This window comes from Mycolicibacterium gadium (genome assembly GCF_010728925.1).
Classification (GTDB): domain Bacteria; phylum Actinomycetota; class Actinomycetes; order Mycobacteriales; family Mycobacteriaceae; genus Mycobacterium; species Mycobacterium gadium.
Map to the genome: position 1 here is coordinate 4,492,817 of NZ_AP022608.1, position 15,250 is coordinate 4,508,066.

At 65.8% G+C, this 15,250-nt stretch carries 14 protein-coding genes and 1 pseudogene; 11 read left to right on the forward strand and 4 right to left on the reverse strand.

Features of this window, described 5'->3' with window-relative positions; genetic code table 11:
* The first annotated feature begins 8 nt into the window (after positions 1-8).
* Positions 9-1,775, forward strand: coding sequence for an acyl-CoA dehydrogenase (locus G6N36_RS22215; protein ID WP_163688984.1), 1,767 nt, complete (start codon positions 9-11; stop codon positions 1,773-1,775).
* Here G6N36_RS22215 and G6N36_RS22220 read toward each other — a convergent pair.
* Positions 1,772-2,881 (reverse strand): alcohol dehydrogenase catalytic domain-containing protein, encoded by a 1,110-nt coding sequence (locus G6N36_RS22220; RefSeq protein WP_179964836.1) that lies wholly within the window; start codon positions 2,879-2,881, stop codon positions 1,772-1,774. The genes G6N36_RS22215 and G6N36_RS22220 overlap by 4 nt on opposite strands.
* A 126-nt stretch (positions 2,882-3,007) precedes the next feature.
* On the opposite strand from G6N36_RS22220, the gene G6N36_RS22225 reads away from it, so the two are divergent.
* From G6N36_RS22225 to G6N36_RS22240, 4 genes are all read left to right on the forward strand, one after another.
* Complete coding sequence (locus G6N36_RS22225; RefSeq protein ID WP_235690137.1) at positions 3,008-3,988, forward strand: alpha/beta fold hydrolase; 981 nt, start codon at positions 3,008-3,010, stop codon at positions 3,986-3,988.
* An 80-nt stretch (positions 3,989-4,068) separates the two neighbouring features.
* Positions 4,069-4,752, forward strand: coding sequence for a class I SAM-dependent methyltransferase (locus G6N36_RS22230; RefSeq protein WP_163688986.1), 684 nt, complete (start codon positions 4,069-4,071; stop codon positions 4,750-4,752).
* A gap of 27 nt (positions 4,753-4,779) precedes the next feature.
* Complete coding sequence (locus G6N36_RS22235) at positions 4,780-5,226, forward strand: acyl-CoA thioesterase (RefSeq protein WP_163688987.1); 447 nt, start codon at positions 4,780-4,782, stop codon at positions 5,224-5,226.
* 16 nt (positions 5,227-5,242) lie between these two features.
* Entirely contained in the window at positions 5,243-5,683 is a 441-nt protein-coding gene (locus tag G6N36_RS22240) for an SRPBCC family protein (protein ID WP_163688988.1), read from the forward strand.
* A 43-nt stretch (positions 5,684-5,726) separates the two neighbouring features.
* Here G6N36_RS22240 and G6N36_RS22245 read toward each other — a convergent pair.
* The 3 genes and pseudogenes from G6N36_RS22245 to G6N36_RS22250 form a co-directional block, all read right to left on the reverse strand.
* Positions 5,727-6,626, reverse strand: a pseudogene (locus G6N36_RS22245) (IS30 family transposase); the annotation flags it as partial.
* A complete protein-coding gene (locus G6N36_RS30385; protein WP_407938943.1) occupies positions 6,565-6,816 on the reverse strand; it encodes a helix-turn-helix domain-containing protein in 252 nt (83 codons plus the stop codon). The pseudogene G6N36_RS22245 and the gene G6N36_RS30385, both read right to left, overlap by 62 nt.
* A gap of 282 nt (positions 6,817-7,098) precedes the next feature.
* Positions 7,099-7,791 carry a GntR family transcriptional regulator gene (locus tag G6N36_RS22250; RefSeq protein WP_179964837.1) on the reverse strand — a complete coding sequence of 231 codons (693 nt, stop codon included), beginning with the start codon at positions 7,789-7,791 and terminating at the stop codon, positions 7,099-7,101.
* A gap of 71 nt (positions 7,792-7,862) precedes the next feature.
* On the opposite strand from G6N36_RS22250, the gene fadD5 reads away from it, so the two are divergent.
* The 6 genes from fadD5 (at position 7,863) to G6N36_RS22280 (ending at position 15,246) form a co-directional block, all read left to right on the forward strand.
* A complete protein-coding gene (fadD5, locus tag G6N36_RS22255) occupies positions 7,863-9,545 on the forward strand; it encodes a fatty-acid--CoA ligase FadD5 (RefSeq protein WP_163688990.1) in 1,683 nt (560 codons plus the stop codon).
* 212 nt (positions 9,546-9,757) lie between these two features.
* Positions 9,758-10,558 carry an MlaE family ABC transporter permease gene (locus G6N36_RS22260; RefSeq protein WP_163688991.1) on the forward strand — a complete coding sequence of 267 codons (801 nt, stop codon included), beginning with the start codon at positions 9,758-9,760 and terminating at the stop codon, positions 10,556-10,558.
* Between the two features lies 1 nt (position 10,559).
* Positions 10,560-11,429: an MlaE family ABC transporter permease gene (locus tag G6N36_RS22265; protein WP_163688992.1), complete on the forward strand. Its 870-nt coding sequence runs from the start codon at positions 10,560-10,562 to the stop codon at positions 11,427-11,429.
* A gap of 3 nt (positions 11,430-11,432) precedes the next feature.
* On the forward strand, positions 11,433-12,650 hold the full coding sequence (locus G6N36_RS22270; protein WP_163688993.1) for an MCE family protein: 1,218 nt from the start codon (positions 11,433-11,435) through the stop codon (positions 12,648-12,650).
* Positions 12,647-13,678, forward strand: a complete 1,032-nt coding sequence (locus tag G6N36_RS22275) for a virulence factor Mce family protein (protein WP_163688994.1) — start codon at positions 12,647-12,649, stop codon at positions 13,676-13,678. The genes G6N36_RS22270 and G6N36_RS22275 overlap by 4 nt, the downstream gene beginning before the upstream one ends.
* Complete coding sequence (locus G6N36_RS22280; protein WP_163688995.1) at positions 13,675-15,246, forward strand: MCE family protein; 1,572 nt, start codon at positions 13,675-13,677, stop codon at positions 15,244-15,246. The genes G6N36_RS22275 and G6N36_RS22280 overlap by 4 nt, the downstream gene beginning before the upstream one ends.
* Positions 15,247-15,250 lie beyond the last annotated feature (4 nt).

Here is a 15,250-nt window from a genome sequence, read left to right on the forward strand (position 1 = left end):
CGAGTCAGATGAAATCGAACTTGCTGTCGCGACGGGATCTCGATTTCCTGCTCTACGAGTGGCTGCGGGTCGACGAACTGACCAAGCGCGACCGATTCGCCGAGCATTCCCGCGAGACGTTCGACGCGGTGCTCGAGCTGTGTGAACAGTTGGCCACCCGATATTTCGCGCCGCACAACAAGAAGAGCGACGCCGCCGAGCCGACCTTTGACGGTGACGCCGTCACCGTCATCAACGAGGTCAAAGAGGCGCTGGACGCGTTCACCCAGGCCGACCTGGTCGGCGTCGCGATGGACGCCGAGCACGGCGGAGCCCAGCTGCCCACGACGGTGGCCGAGGCCGGGTTGGCCTGGTTCTCGGCGGCCAACGTCAGCACCACCGGGTATCTGATGCTGACCATCGCCAACGCGAACCTGATCGCGAAGTTCGGCACCCCCGAACAGATCGACGCTTTCCTTCGTCCCATGCTGGCCGGGCGGTTCACCGGGACCATGGCACTGTCGGAGACACAGGCCGGTTCGTCACTCGCCGACATCCTCACCCGGGCCGAACCGCAGCCCGACGGCACGTACCGGCTGTTCGGTTCGAAGATGTGGATCTCCGGCGCCGAGCACGAGCTGACCGAGAACATCGTCAACCTGGTGCTGGCCAAGATCCCGGGCGGGCCGGCGGGCACCAAGGGCATCTCGCTCTTCATCGTCCCGAAATATCTTGTCAATGACGATGGTTCGATCGGCGAGCGCAACAACGTCGTCATCGCCGGGCTGAACCACAAGATGGGGCAGCGGGGTATCACCAACACCGTCCTGAACTTCGACGGCGCCGTCGGTTATCTCGTCGGCGAACCGCACCGCGGCATCAACTACATGTTCACCATGATGAACGAGGCACGCCTCGGGGTAGGCATGGGTGCGGTGGCACTGGGCTACACCGGATACCTCAAATCGGTGGACTACGCCCGCGAACGTCCGCAGGGCAGACCGGTGACGGCCAAGGATCCGACGACGCCGCAGATCCCGATCATCGAACACGCCGACGTCAAGCGAATGCTGTTGGCGCAGAAGGCGTATGTCGAGGGCGGGATGGCGTTGCTGCTGTACTGCGCCAAGCTCGTCGACGTGCAGCACAGCGCCGAAACCGACGCCGAGCGCGATGCGGCGACGCTGCTACTCGACATCCTCACGCCGGTCGGCAAGAGCTGGCCGTCACAGTGGTGCCTGGAGGCCAACAGCCTCGCGATTCAGGTGCACGGCGGCTACGGCTACACCCGCGAATACGACGTCGAACAGCACTACCGCGACAACCGGCTCAACGCCATTCACGAGGGCACCCATGGCATTCAGAGCCTCGACCTGCTGGGCCGCAAGGTGACCCAGCGCGGCGGCGCCAGCCTCGCGGCGCTCGGGGCGGCGATTGCGCAGACGGTCGACGCCGCCAACGCCGCGGGCGGGGATGCCGCGGAACTGGCACCTCGGCTCGGTGCAACCTGGCAGCGCCTGGTCGAGGTGACCACCGCAATGTTCGCTTCCGGCGACATCGATGCCGTGCTGGCCAACAGCGTCGCGTACCTCGAGGCGTTCGGCCACATCGTGGTCGCCTGGATCTGGCTCGAGCAGGTGGTCGCCTGCAACGGTCGCGCCGGCGACTTCTACGACGGCAAACGGCAAGCCGCACGGTACTTCTTCCGGAGCGAACTGCCCAAGACGGGTCCCCAACTCGATCTCCTTGCCGCACTGGACCGCACCTCGCTGGACATGCGCGACGCCTGGTTCTAGTCGAACCGGATGATCTGCCGCACGGCCTTGCCGTCGGCAAGTTGATCCATGCCGGCATTGATTTCGTCGAGCGTGATCGTCGCCGACACCAACGACTCGACCGACAGCCGGCCCGCCCGCCACAGACCGACGAAGTGCGGGATCTCGCGCGAGGGCACGGCAGATCCGAGATAGCTCCCGATCAGCGACCGCCCCTCTGCGACAAAGCCCAACGGCGACAGGTTGACTCGCGCATCCGGGCGGGGGAGTCCGACACAGACGGTGCGGCCGCCCGCAGCGGTGAGGTCGACGGCGGTCTCCACTGCCTGGGGATGCCCGACCGCCTCGATCACGACGGCGGCCTTGAGCCCGGCCTCGCGCGCTTCGTCCGCCGTGTAGGCCTCGTGCACGCCCATGGTGCGGGCCAGCTCGAGCTTGGCGGGTAGCTGATCGACCCCGACGACGCGGACATCGTCGTGCGAGAGAGCGGTCAGCACCGCAGCCATGCCCACCCCGCCGAGTCCCACGACGATCACGGTCTCACCCGGTCGTGGCCGTCCGGCGTTGATCACCGCGCCGCCGCCGGTCAGCACCGCACAGCCGAGCAGCGCCGCGACCTCCGCGGGTACGTCGGTGGGCACTGGAACGACCGAACGGTGGTCGACGACGGCGTGCGTGGCGAAACCCGAGACGCCGAGGTGATGGTGGACCGGCTGACCTTCGCGGGAGAGCCTGCGTTCACCGGTCATCAGAGTGCCGGCGGTATTGGCGGCGGTCCCGGGTATGCAGGGGGTGAGCCCGTTGGTCGCGCACGCCTCGCAGGCACCGCACCGCGGCAGGAAGGTCATCACCAAACGCTGACCGACGGCCGCGTTCGAACCTCCGGGCCCGACCTCCTCGACGACGCCCGCCGCCTCGTGTCCCAACAGCATCGGCACGGGCCGGACTCTGCTGCCGTCGACGACGGACAGGTCGGAATGGCACATTCCGGCGGCTTCGATGCGGACGAGCAGTTCACCCTCGCCCGGGGGAGCCAGGTCGAGGTCGTGCACCACCAGCGGCCTGGTTTCGGCGTACGGCCTTTCGAGTCCGATCTGTTCGAGTACGGCGCCGCTGATCCTCATCACTACAGCCTGCCCGCAACGACGCCGAGTCGACAATCCGCCGCCGAATTCGCATTACGCTGCTGGTGATGCTGGACAGGTCCGAGATCCGGTTTCTGCCCGTCGGCGGACGCCGGCTGGCGTACGAGGTTGCGCGGCAGCGGTCCACCGCTGGTCGCTCCGGCGTGGTGGGTCAGTCACCTCGAACTGGATTGGCAGGACCCCGATTTCCGTCGATTATGGGACGGAATCGCCGACGGATACACATTGATCCGGTACGACCGGCTCGGAGTCGGCATGTCGGACCACACGCTGCACGAGTCCGACCTGACCCTCGACGGCGAGGTCGCGACGTTGCGCGCGCTCGTCGACGAGCTCGGGCTCGACCGCGTTTCGCTCCTCGGCGGCTCGTCCGGGAGCTGCACGGCGGTCGCCTTTGCCGCGGCATTTCCCGAGCGGGTCGAGCGGCTGGTGTTGTACGGGTCTTACCCGGACGGAACGGCGATCACGGCGCCTGGGGTGGGCGACGCGATACTGGCTGCGATACAGGCACATTGGGGCTTGGGCTCACGTCTGCTCGGCGACATCTTTCTCGGCGGCGCCAACGCTGACGAGCACGAGCGTTTCGGTCGGTTGCAGCGTGAGTCCGCGACGGCCGAGACCGCCGCAGCGGTGTTGGCCCTCGTCTACCGGCTCGATGTTCGAGACCGGCTTCCGCTCGTCCGCTCGCCGACGTGGGTGGTGCATCGCCGTGACGACCGTGCCGTGCCGTACCGGCTCGGGCGCGAGGTCGCGGCGGCGATTCCGGGGGCGACATTCATCCCGCTGAAAGGGAGCGCGCACTTCCCGTGGCACGGTGACGCCGATTCCGTTGTTCGCGCATGCCGCGAAGCGCTGGGACCGGCACCGGCACTGCCGCACGCTACGAGCGCGCCGGAGCAGGTCCTGTCGGCTCGTGAACGCGAAATCCTCGCGTGCATCGCGCGTGGCCTCAGCGATCGTGAAATCGCGGAGCACCTCGTGCTCAGCTCGCACACCGTGCATCGGCACGTCGCGAACATCCGCCGCAAGCTGGGCCGCACTTCACGAACTGCCGCCGTCGCCGAAGCTGCGCGTCTCGGAATCTTGTGACATGGCCGCAACGGGCCATCCGCAGAAGATGGCCGCATCGGGCGATGCGCGCGCCCGGTGACCGCGCCTAGCTTTGCGGCATGACCGACATCGCCAGCATCAATTCGACTGCGCCGGTGGACCCGCCATCCGCCGCGTGGCTGCGGATCTTCGCCATGGTGTACGACCCCTTCCTCTGGCTGGGTGAAATCGCAGGCATGCGGCACCGGCGTGCAACCCTGCTCGCCGACGCCTACGGTCGCGTGGTCGAGATCGGCTCCGGGACCGGACTGAACATCGCGCACTATCCGGAGGCGGTCACCGAGCTGCTGCTGACCGAACCCGAACCGGGAATGCGCAAGAAGCTCGCGCGCCGGACAGACGTAAACCGTTGTGCTACCGAAGTTGTCGACGCTCAAGCAGAGCGGCTGCCATTCGCCGACGCCTCAGTGGATACCGTCGTTTCCACGCTCGCCCTGTGCACGGTCGACGACCCCGACGCTGCGCTGCACGAGATTGCGCGTGTACTCCGGCCCGGTGGGCAGCTGCTGTTCATCGAACATGTGCGGGCGGGCTCACGGTTGCTGGCGGCGGTCCAGGACAAGCTGGCCGGACCGTGGCGCCACTTCGCAGGCGGCTGTCGCTGCAACCGCGACACCGTCGGACGGATGCGCGCCTGCGGCTTCACAGTCGCGGCCCAAGACGTTGTGTGGCGCGGCATGCCGGCGATCGTCCATCCCCTCGCCATGGGTCTTGCGACACCAGACCACGTCAACCGAATCTGAAGGGGCGGCGCCTGCGAGACTGCTGCCATGACCGGTAGCGAGCGGGAGCTCACCAGTGCCGACTTTCCGGTGCACTGGCCGGTGTCGACGAGATGGACCGACAACGACATGTTCGGCCACCTCAACAACGCGGTGTACTACGCACTGTTCGACACGGCGATCAACGGCTGGATCAACACCAACTGCGACATCGACCCGACAACCGTGGACTGGCTGGGTGTGGTTGCTGAGTCGGGATGCAAGTACTTCGCCGAATTGCGATTCCCTGAAACGCTTTTCGTCGGGTTGGCGGCCACCCGGCTGGGCACCAGCAGCGTGACATACCGGTTGGGGCTATGGCAGGCGGGTGGACCCGACGAACCCGTCGCGGCGGTCGGCCACTGGGTGCATGTGTACGTCGACCGGGCGAACCGCCGACCCGTGCCGATCCCGGCGGTCATCCGCTCGCTGCTCGAAAAGGCGTGCGTCGACTAGTCGATATGCTCGTGCAATGCCGTTTGTGAGCAAGACCGTCGAGGTCACCGCCCCCGCCGAGGCGATCATGGGGATCGTCGCGGACTTCGAGTCGTACCCGGTGTGGAACGAGGAGATCAAGGGCTCCTGGGTGCTGGCGCGCTACGACGACGGCCGGCCCAGCCAGCTACGTCTCGACGTCGTCGTCCAGGGGCAGTCGGGCACCTTCATCACCGCGGTCTACTACCCCGACGAGAACCAGATCCAGACGGTGCTGCAGCAGGGTGAGTTCTTCGAGAAGCAGGAACAGAAGTTCGCGGTCGTGCCGATGGGGGCGACGTCGCTGCTGACGGTCGACCTTGATGTCGAGACGAAACTGCCGATCCCGAGCCAGATGGTGAAGAAGGCGATCGGCGACACGCTTGACTACCTGGCGGACAATCTGAAGGCCCGCGCCGAGGAACTGTCCGCTTCATAGCCGGCCCGAGTGTGGGCTCGTTGCACGCAGATCAGGGGCGGTTTCAAGCGGTAGATGCAACAGCGGGTGGTTTGGACGGGTTGGACAGTAGTTCGTCGAGGGCTTCGGCGGGTGTTTTCCAGCTCAAGGTTTCGCGGGGCCGGCGGTTGAGTTTGGTCGCGACGTAGTCGAGGTAATCGGCCGGAAAGACCGATAGGTCGGTGCCTTTGGCAAAGTATTGGCGCAGTAGGCCGTTGGTGTTCTCATTGGTGCCGCGCTGCCACGGGGAGTGCGGATCGCAGAAGTAAATATTGAGCTCGGCGGCTTGGGCGATCGCCGCATGGTTGGCCATCTCGCTGCCCTGATCCCAGGTCAGTGTTTTGCGCAGGATCACCGGCAGTTGCGCCATTTTCGCCACGATCGCTTCCTGCACGGCCACGGCGGTGTGATCGTCGGGCAGATGCAGCAGCATCACAAACCGGGTCATCCGTTCGACCACGGTGCCAATCGCTGAACCCGAGGCAGTACTGCCCAGGATCAGATCGCCCTCCCAATGCCCGGGCACCGCGCGGTCTTCAGCCTCGGGTGGACGCTCACTGATGTTGACCATGTCGCGGATGCGACCACGGCGTTCATCGGGGCGGCGCTGGGGCTTACGCAACGCTCGCCCGGTGCGCAGACAGGTATGCAGTTCGCGACGCAGACTGCCTTTGCCCTGGACATAAATCGAGGTGTAGATGGTTTCGTGCGACACCCGCATCTCCACATCGTCGGGAAAATCCAGCACCAACCGCTTGGCGATCTGCTTGGGACTGTGCTCGTCGAGCAGCCGGGCCTGCACTTCATCGTGCAGCTTCTCGCTAACAGCCAGCTTGCCCGCTTTCGGGCGACGCGCCCGCCGATCAGAGTATGCCTGCGCCGTCAGCGCGCAGTAGCCCCCCGCGGCGCTGCGTACTCTGGCGTGCCCCGAAGGCATGCTTTCGCCGATACCCTGAGTTGCGGTCCGGGTGATCGACGGTGTGTCGGCCGTTGTTGTCGATTTCGCGTTTGATTGTCGACGCCGGCCGAGGAGGTAACAGCCGGCTACCAATCGCACGCAGCGACTCATTGGTCGCCACGCCGATTTCGATCTGAATCCGATCCTGCAGCGTCATCCGCGGCTTCAGGCCCGATGAGCTGGGCACTACCGATCGTGGTTTCACCCCGCCAGCGTCGCGGAACCAGCGAAATCCCGTGCGCCTCGACACGCCGACAGCCCAGCTTGCCTCCTCGACAGTATGGCCATCACTGACATGCCTCCAGAACTGACGAACAACAGAGCTCAAAGTCAAAACAGACAACGCAACACGCCTCCACACGAATCAGAGACTGTTGCATCGACCCCTAGACCCCAAGAGGTCGATCGCGTGCGGGTAACCTACGGCCGCGCAAGAAACTCAGCCCCACAATTTCGTCTCGTCGAGCCGGGCGATCAGCCGCTGCGCGCCGTCGTCGAACTCGCCCCCGGTCAGCCTGACCACCGTGTCGACATCGCCCTTGCGCAGCGCCGCGATCATCGCGCGATGCCCGGCGATCGCGGAAACCCCCCACTGTGGGCTGGCCGCATAGATGTGGCCCGGCAGATATCGCGCCACATGTAAGAGGAACCACGCGAGCTTGATGCGACCGGTGGATCGGTTGAACGCCCGGTGGAACGCGAACTCCGCCGACGCAATCGCGTCGGGCTCGCGGTTGTCGAGGGCCTCGGCCAGAGCTTCGTTGAGATGCTCCAGCTCGTCGATCTGCGCCGGGGTGATCCGCTCGGCCGCCGTCGCCGCCAACTCCCTGGCGATCGTCGCCTGTAGCCAGAAGATGTCCTCTACATCGCCGCGGGTCAGCGGAACCACGACGTGACCGCGGTGCGGTTCGAGCGCAACCATGCCCTCGCCGCGCAGGGTGCGCAGCGCCTCGCGGACCGGCGTGATGCTGACGCCCAGCTCAGCGGCGGTCTCATCCAGACGGATGAAGGTCCCCGGCCGCAGGACACCGGTCATGATGTCGGTGCGCAGCCGGGCCGCCACCTGTTCGGACAGCTGCTCGCGCCGCACCGCGCGTCGGGGCTTCGCCCGGGCTTTCGAGGGTGCGTTCACTGGCTCTCCGGTTCGTCTGGCGTGGGGTTGTACCCGAGCCGCCGAGGCCATACTGTGACCGGGGCAACACCATGTTTGATCAAATATCACCCCAGCGCAACCGGAGGGGACACTCGCCGTTGACGGAGCCGGATCCGACTGAACAGCCGTTCCTCGCACGTCGGCAGAACTGGACGAACCAGCTCGCGCGGCACGCCTTGATGCAGCCTGGCGAAACCGCCCTGCGTTTCCTCGGCCGCACCACGACCTGGGGCGAACTCGACAGCCGCGTCGGCGCTCTCGCAGGCGCCCTGAGCAGGCGCGGAGTCCAATTCGGCGACCGCGTGCTGATCTTGATGCTCAACCGCACCGAGTTCATCGAGTCGTTCCTCGCGATCAACAAGCTCGGCGCCATCGCGGTGCCGGTCAACTTCCGGATGACCCCGCCCGAGATCGCCTTCCTGGTCAGCGACTGTCAGGCCGAGGTCGTCATCACCGAATCGGTGCTCGCCAGCGTGGCGACCGCGGTCCGCGACATCGATCCGACGCTGACGACCGTCGTGGTGGCCGGCGGCACCACCGAAGTCGGCCTGATCGGCTACGACGACCTGATCGCCGAAGCGGGGGACGCGCCGCCCCTCGTCGACATCCCCGACGACTCGCCCGCGCTGATCATGTACACCTCGGGAACCACCGGCAGGCCCAAGGGCGCGGTCCTCACCCACAACAACCTCGCCGGGCAGGCGATGACGTTCCTGTTCACCAACGGCGCCGACCTGAAGAACGACGTCGGGTTCGTCGGGGTGCCGCTGTTCCACATCGCGGGCATCGGGAACATGATCATCGGTCTGCTGCTCGGCAGGCCAACGGTGCTCTACCCGCTGGGCGCGTTCGACCCGGGCGCACTGCTCGACGTCCTCGACGCCGAAGCGGTGACGGGCATCTTCCTGGTGCCTTCGCAATGGCAGGCGGTCGTCGCCGAGCAGCGCGCGCGTCCGAGGAACCTGAAGCTGCGGGTCCTCTCGTGGGGTGCCGCACCGGCCTCGGATACATTGCTGCGCAGCATGTCTGAGACCTTCCCCGGAACGCAGATCCTCGCCGCCTTCGGCCAAACCGAGATGTCGCCGGTGACTTGCATGTTGTTGGGTGATGACGCGATCCGCAAGCTGGGCTCGGTCGGCAGGGTGATTCCGACGGTGTCCGCGCGCGTCGTCGACGAGGACATGAACGACGTCGCGATCGGCCAGGTCGGCGAAATCGTCTATCGCGCACCCACGCTGATGGCCGGCTACTGGAACAACCCCAAGGCCACCGCGGATGCCTTCGCAGGCGGCTGGTTCCATTCCGGCGATCTCGTCCGTCAGGACGAGGAGGGCTACATCTGGGTGGTGGACCGCAAGAAGGACATGATCATCTCCGGCGGCGAGAACATCTACTGCGCCGAGGTCGAGAATGTCCTTGCCGCGCATCCGGCGATCGCCGAGGTGGCCGTGATCGGCCGCGCGGACGACAAGTGGGGTCAGGTGCCGGTGGCCGTGATCGCGCTCGTCGGCGACGGTGATCTCGGGCTCGCGGACCTCGAGAATTTCCTGTCCGAACGCCTCGCCAGATACAAGCATCCGAAGGCGCTGGAGATCATCGACGCGCTCCCCCGCAACCCTGCTGGCAAAGTACTCAAAACGGAACTGCGGGTGCGTTTCGGCGCCGCCGCGCCGATTGACGCAGGCGAAAGTACCACTCTGCCAACGGTTTCTGCTGGCGCACAAGAGAATTAGGGAATTGGAACGAGTTTGCTAACGGTTAAGGGCACAATCTTCCAGATGCCATGCACCGCGGGGACGGCATCGGGTACAGTCCTGTGGTCTGTCTTACTACTGACGAGTAGGGAGACGCTGGTCACAGTCAGCGGGTTGGGGCAAGGAGGCCGCGTGCGACAGGGTCTGCCGTTGAACGACGACGGCCACGGTCAGCTCGTTGGAGCGCGTCGGTGACGGCGCAGGGCACCGACGTCGTCGGCTACGTCCGCGATCAGGTACGTCCGGGCCTGACGGCCGTTGGCGGATTCGTCCGCATGACGGTCCTCACGACGAAAGCCACCTTCAAATCGCCGTTCCAGTGGCGCGAGTTCATCCTGCAGAGCTGGTTCCTGATGCGGGTGGCATTCCTGCCGACCGTCGCGGTGTCGATCCCGCTGACCGTGCTCCTCATCTTCACGCTCAACATCCTGCTGACCGAGTTCGGTGCGGCCGACATTTCCGGCGCGGGCGCCGCACTGGCCGCCGTCACCCAGCTCGGCCCCCTCGTCACCGTGCTCGTGGTGGCCGGCGCCGGTTCCACCGCCATCTGCGCTGACCTGGGCGCGCGCACCATCCGCGAGGAGATCGACGCGCTCGAGGTGCTCGGCATCGACCCGATCCACCGATTGGTGGTGCCTCGCGTGATCGCCTCGACGTTTGTGGCGCTGCTGCTGAACGGCGCGGTGATCACCATCGGCCTGGTCGGCGGCTTCATCTTCGGCGTGTATCTGCAGAACGTCTCGGCCGGCGCCTATGTCTCCACCCTCACCCTGGTCACGGGCCTGCCCGAGGTGCTGATCTCGGTCGTCAAGGCGATGACGTTCGGCTTGATCGCGGGCCTGGTCGGCTGTTACCGCGGCCTCACGGTTGCCGGTGGCGCCAAGGGTGTGGGCACCGCGGTCAACGAGACGCTGGTGCTCTGCGTGATCGCGCTGTTCGCGGTCAACGTCGTGCTGACCACGATCGGTGTTCGATTCGGAACGGGGAGCTGACGTGTCGACTACCCAGGTCCTGCGTTCTCGGTTTCCGCGGGCGTTTTCCGGCGGGGCGGGTGTCGTCACCGCCCCGGCACGGTTCCTCGACAGCGTCGGGCACGTGGCGTGGTTCGTCGTCACCGCGATCGGGTCGATCGGCCACGCGTTGCGCTACTACCGCAAGGAGACGTTGCGGCTGATCGCCGAGATCGGCATGGGCACCGGCGCGATGGCCGTCATCGGTGGCACCGTGGCGATCGTCGGGTTTGTCACGCTGTCGGGTTCGTCGCTGGTCGCCATTCAAGGCTTCGCATCGCTCGGCAATATCGGTGTCGAGGCGTTCACCGGCTTCTTCGCCGCACTGATCAACGTCCGCATCGCCGCTCCCGTCGTCGCGGGCCAGGCGCTGGCCGCCACGGTTGGCGCCGGCGCGACCGCGGAACTGGGCGCCATGCGGATCAGCGAGGAAATCGACGCCCTCGAGGTGATGGGCATCAAGTCGATCTCCTACCTGGTGTCGACGCGCATCATGGCCGGCTTCATCGTGATCATCCCGCTGTACGCGATGGCCATCATCATGAGCTTCCTGTCGGCGCAGGTGACCACAACCGTCTTCTACGGACAGTCGATCGGCACCTACGAGCACTACTTCCGGACGTTCCTGCGCGCCGACGATGTCATGTGGTCGTTCGTGCAGGCGATCATCATCTCGGTCATCGTGATGCTCAACCACTGCTACTACGGCTACTTCGCCAGTGGTGGGCCAGTGGGTGTCGGCGAGGCCGTCGGCCGGTCGATGCGCGCCTCTCTGGTCGCGATCGTCTGTGTGGTCCTGTTCGCCTCGTTGGCGCTCTACGGCGTCGACCCGAACTTCAACCTGACGGTGTAGCCCATGACCGCGCCCTTGAACACGTCCCGCACCCCGCCGTACAAGCTGGCGGGTCTGGTTTTGGCGCTGCTGACGATCGCCGCCGTGGTGCTGGTGTACTTCCAGTTTCGTGGCGACTTCCTGCCGCGCGAACAGCTGACGATGATTTCGGCGCGCTCCGGGCTGTCGATGGACCCCGGCGCGAAGGTCACCTACAACGGGGTCGAGATCGGCCGCGTGGCCACGGTTGACGCAGTTGACGTCGGAGGCGAACCGAAGGCCAAGATCGTCCTGGACGTCGACCCCAAGTACATCAAGCTGATCCCGCAGAATGTGGACGCGGACATCAGCGCAACCACCGTGTTCGGCAACAAGTACATCTCGTTCACATCGCCGAAAGACCCGTCATCGCAACGGATCACATCGTCCGACGTGATCGACGTGACCCACGTGACCACCGAGTTCAACACATTGTTCGAGACGGTCGTTTCGCTGTCGTCGCAAGTGGATCCGATCAAGCTGAACCAGACGCTGGCGGCCACCGCCGAGGCGCTGGACGGTTTGGGTGACCGCTTCGGCCAGTCGATCATCAACGGCAACGCGATCCTCGACGACATCAACCCGCAGATGCCCCAGATCCGTCGGGACAATCAGCTGCTGGCTGACCTCGGCGAGGTCTACTCGGAGGCGGCACCGGATCTGTTCGACGGTCTGCAGAACGCGGTCACCACGGCCCGCACGCTCAACCAGGAGCAGGGCACCATCGACCAGGCGCTGATGGCCGCGGTCGGCTTCGGCAACACCGGCGCCGACGTCTTCGAGCGTGGCGGTCCGTATCTGGTCCGCGGCGCGGAGGATTTGATCCGTCCGTCGGAGATCCTGGACGAGTACAGCCCGGCCCTGTTCTGCACGATTCGCAACTTCCACGATGTCGAACCCAAGGTGGCGGCGTCGCTGGGCGGCAACGGCTACTCGCTGCGTACGCTATCGGCACTCATGGGCCTTGGTGCCGGCAATCCTTATGTCTATCCGGACAACCTCCCACGCGTGAACGCCAGGGGCGGCCCCGAGGGCAAACCCGGCTGCTGGCAACCCATTACGCGTGACCTGTGGCCGGCCCCGCACCTCGTGATGGACACCGGTGCCTCGATCGCGCCGTACAACCACTTCGAGTTGGGCCAGCCGATCCTGATCGAGTACGTCTGGGGACGCCAGATTGGGGAGAACACGATCAACCCATGAAAATCACCGGTACAGCCATCAAGCTCGGCGCCTTCTCACTGGTGCTGCTGCTGTTCACCGCGATCATCATCGTGGTGTTCGGGCAGATGCGTTTCGACCGCACCACCGGCTATTCGGCGGTGTTCTCCAACGCCAGCGGGCTCCGCGCCGGACAGTTCGTCCGTGCCTCGGGTGTGGAAGTCGGCAAGGTCTCCAAGGTCGAGCTCATCGACAACGGCTCGCAGGTCCGGGTCGACTTCGACGTGGATCGGTCATTGCCACTGTTCGACGGCACCACCGCCTCGATCCGCTATCTGAACCTGATCGGCGACCGCTACATGGAGCTCAAGCGCGGCGAGAGCGACAGGCGGCTGCCCAGCGGGGGCACCATTCCGGTCACGCAGACCGAACCCGCTCTGGATCTCGACGCGTTGATCGGCGGATTCCGCCCGGTGTTCCGGGCCCTTGATCCGGACAAGGTCAACACCATCGCCGAGTCGATCATCACGATCTTCCAGGGCCAAGGCGGCACCATCAACGACATCCTCGACCAGACCGCGGCGCTGACGTCGACGCTGGCCGACCGTGACCAGGCGATCGGAGAGGTGATCAAGAACCTCAACACCGTGCTCGACACCACGGTCAAGCACCAGCAGCAGTTCGACGAGACGGTGCAGAATTTCGAAACCCTGATCACGGGGCTGAACGACCGCGCCGATCCGATCGCGTCATCGGTGGCCGACATCAGCGACGCCGCGGGCACCATCGCGGATCTGCTGGCGGACAACCGCCCGCTGCTGCAGAGCACCGTCGGTCATCTCGAGGCGGTTCAGCAGCCGCTCGTCGACCAGCGCGACAAGCTGAACGACATCCTGACCAGGCTGCCCACCGCGTTCAAGATCATCGGCCGGGCCGGCGGTATCTACGGTGACTTCTTCAACTTCTATTCCTGCGACATCTCGATCCGGATGAACGGGCTGCAGCCCGGCGGTCCGATACGCACCGTCAAACTCTTCAGCCAGCCGTCGGGTAGGTGCACGCCGCAATGAGAACCCTGGAGGGATCGAACCGCGTCCGTAACGGGCTGATGGGCATCCTTGTCCTTCTCCTGGTCATCGGTGTCGGGCAGAGCTTCGCCAGCGTGCCGATGCTGTTCGCGACACCCACGTACTACGCGGAGTTCTCCGACACCGGTGGCCTCAACAACGGCGACAAGGTGCGCATCGCCGGTGTGGATGTCGGCCTGGTGCGCAGCGCGGAGATCGACGGCGACAAGGTGCTGATCGGTTATTCGCTCGACGGCACGCAGATCGGCACCGAGAGCCGGGCGGCCATCCGCACCGACACCATCCTCGGCCGCCGCAACATCGAGATCGAACCGCGCGGCTCAGAACCGTTGAAAGCCAACGGGACTCTGCCGCTGGGTCAAACCACGACGCCGTATCAGATCTACGACGCGTTCTTCGACGTGACCGAAGCATCCTCGGGCTGGGACACCCAGACCGTGAAGAGGTCGCTGAATGTCTTGTCGGAGACCATCGACCAGACCTATCCGCACCTGTCCGCCGCACTCGACGGCGTGGCGCGGTTCTCCGACACCATCGGCAAGCGCGACGACCAGATCAAGCAGCTGCTGGCCAATGCGAACCAGATCGCCGGAATCCTCGGCAACCGCGGCGAACAGATCAACAAGCTGTTGGTCAACGCCCAGCAGCTGCTCGGCGCGATCAACGAACGCCAGTACGCGGTCAGCATGCTGCTCGAACGCGTCGGCTCGTTCTCCGAACAGGTCAAGGGATTCATCGACGACAACCCGAACCTGAACCGCGTGCTCGAACAACTGCGCGTGGTCAGCGATGTCCTTTCCGAGCGCCGGTTCGACCTGATGGACACGCTCACCACGGTCGCCAGCTTCGTGGCGTCCCTCGGTGAAGCCGTCGCGTCGGGCCCCTACTTCAAGGTCATGCTCGTCAACCTGCTGCCCGGCCAGATACTGCAGCCGTTCGTCGACGCCGCGTTCAAGAAGCGCGGTATCGACCCCGAAAAGTTCTGGGGCGACGCGGGTCTGCCCGCTTGGCGGTTCCCGGATCCGAACGGGGCCCGCTTCCCGAACGGCGCTCCGGCGCCCGGGCCGGCCGTCCTGGAGGGCACGCCGGAGAATCCCGGACCCGGCGTGCTGAAGGGTGCGCCATGCTCGTATACGCCTGCGGCCGACGGGATCCCGACCCCGGGCAATCCGCTGCCGTGCGCGAACCTGTCGATCGGACCGTTCGGCGGTCCCGCATACGGTCCGCCCAACGTCGTCACGTCGGACCCGAATGTGCACGGACCACAGCCGTCGCCGGGGGTGCCGGCCGCCGCGATCCCCGGCCAGGTGTCACCGGATATGCCCGGTGCTCCCGCCGCGCTGCCGCCCGCTCCGCCGGGCGCTCGCACGGTCCCGGTGGGCCCGCAGCCTCCGCTGCCGCCGGACTTCACGCCGGGTATCGCTCCGCTGCCGCCCGCCCTGACCGGACCGCCACCGCCGCCGGGACCCGGTCCCGACGCGGGGCCCGCGGGCACCCCGCCACTGCCGGGCAATCCGCCGTTCCTTCCACCACTTTCACAGGGCCAGTAGGGGG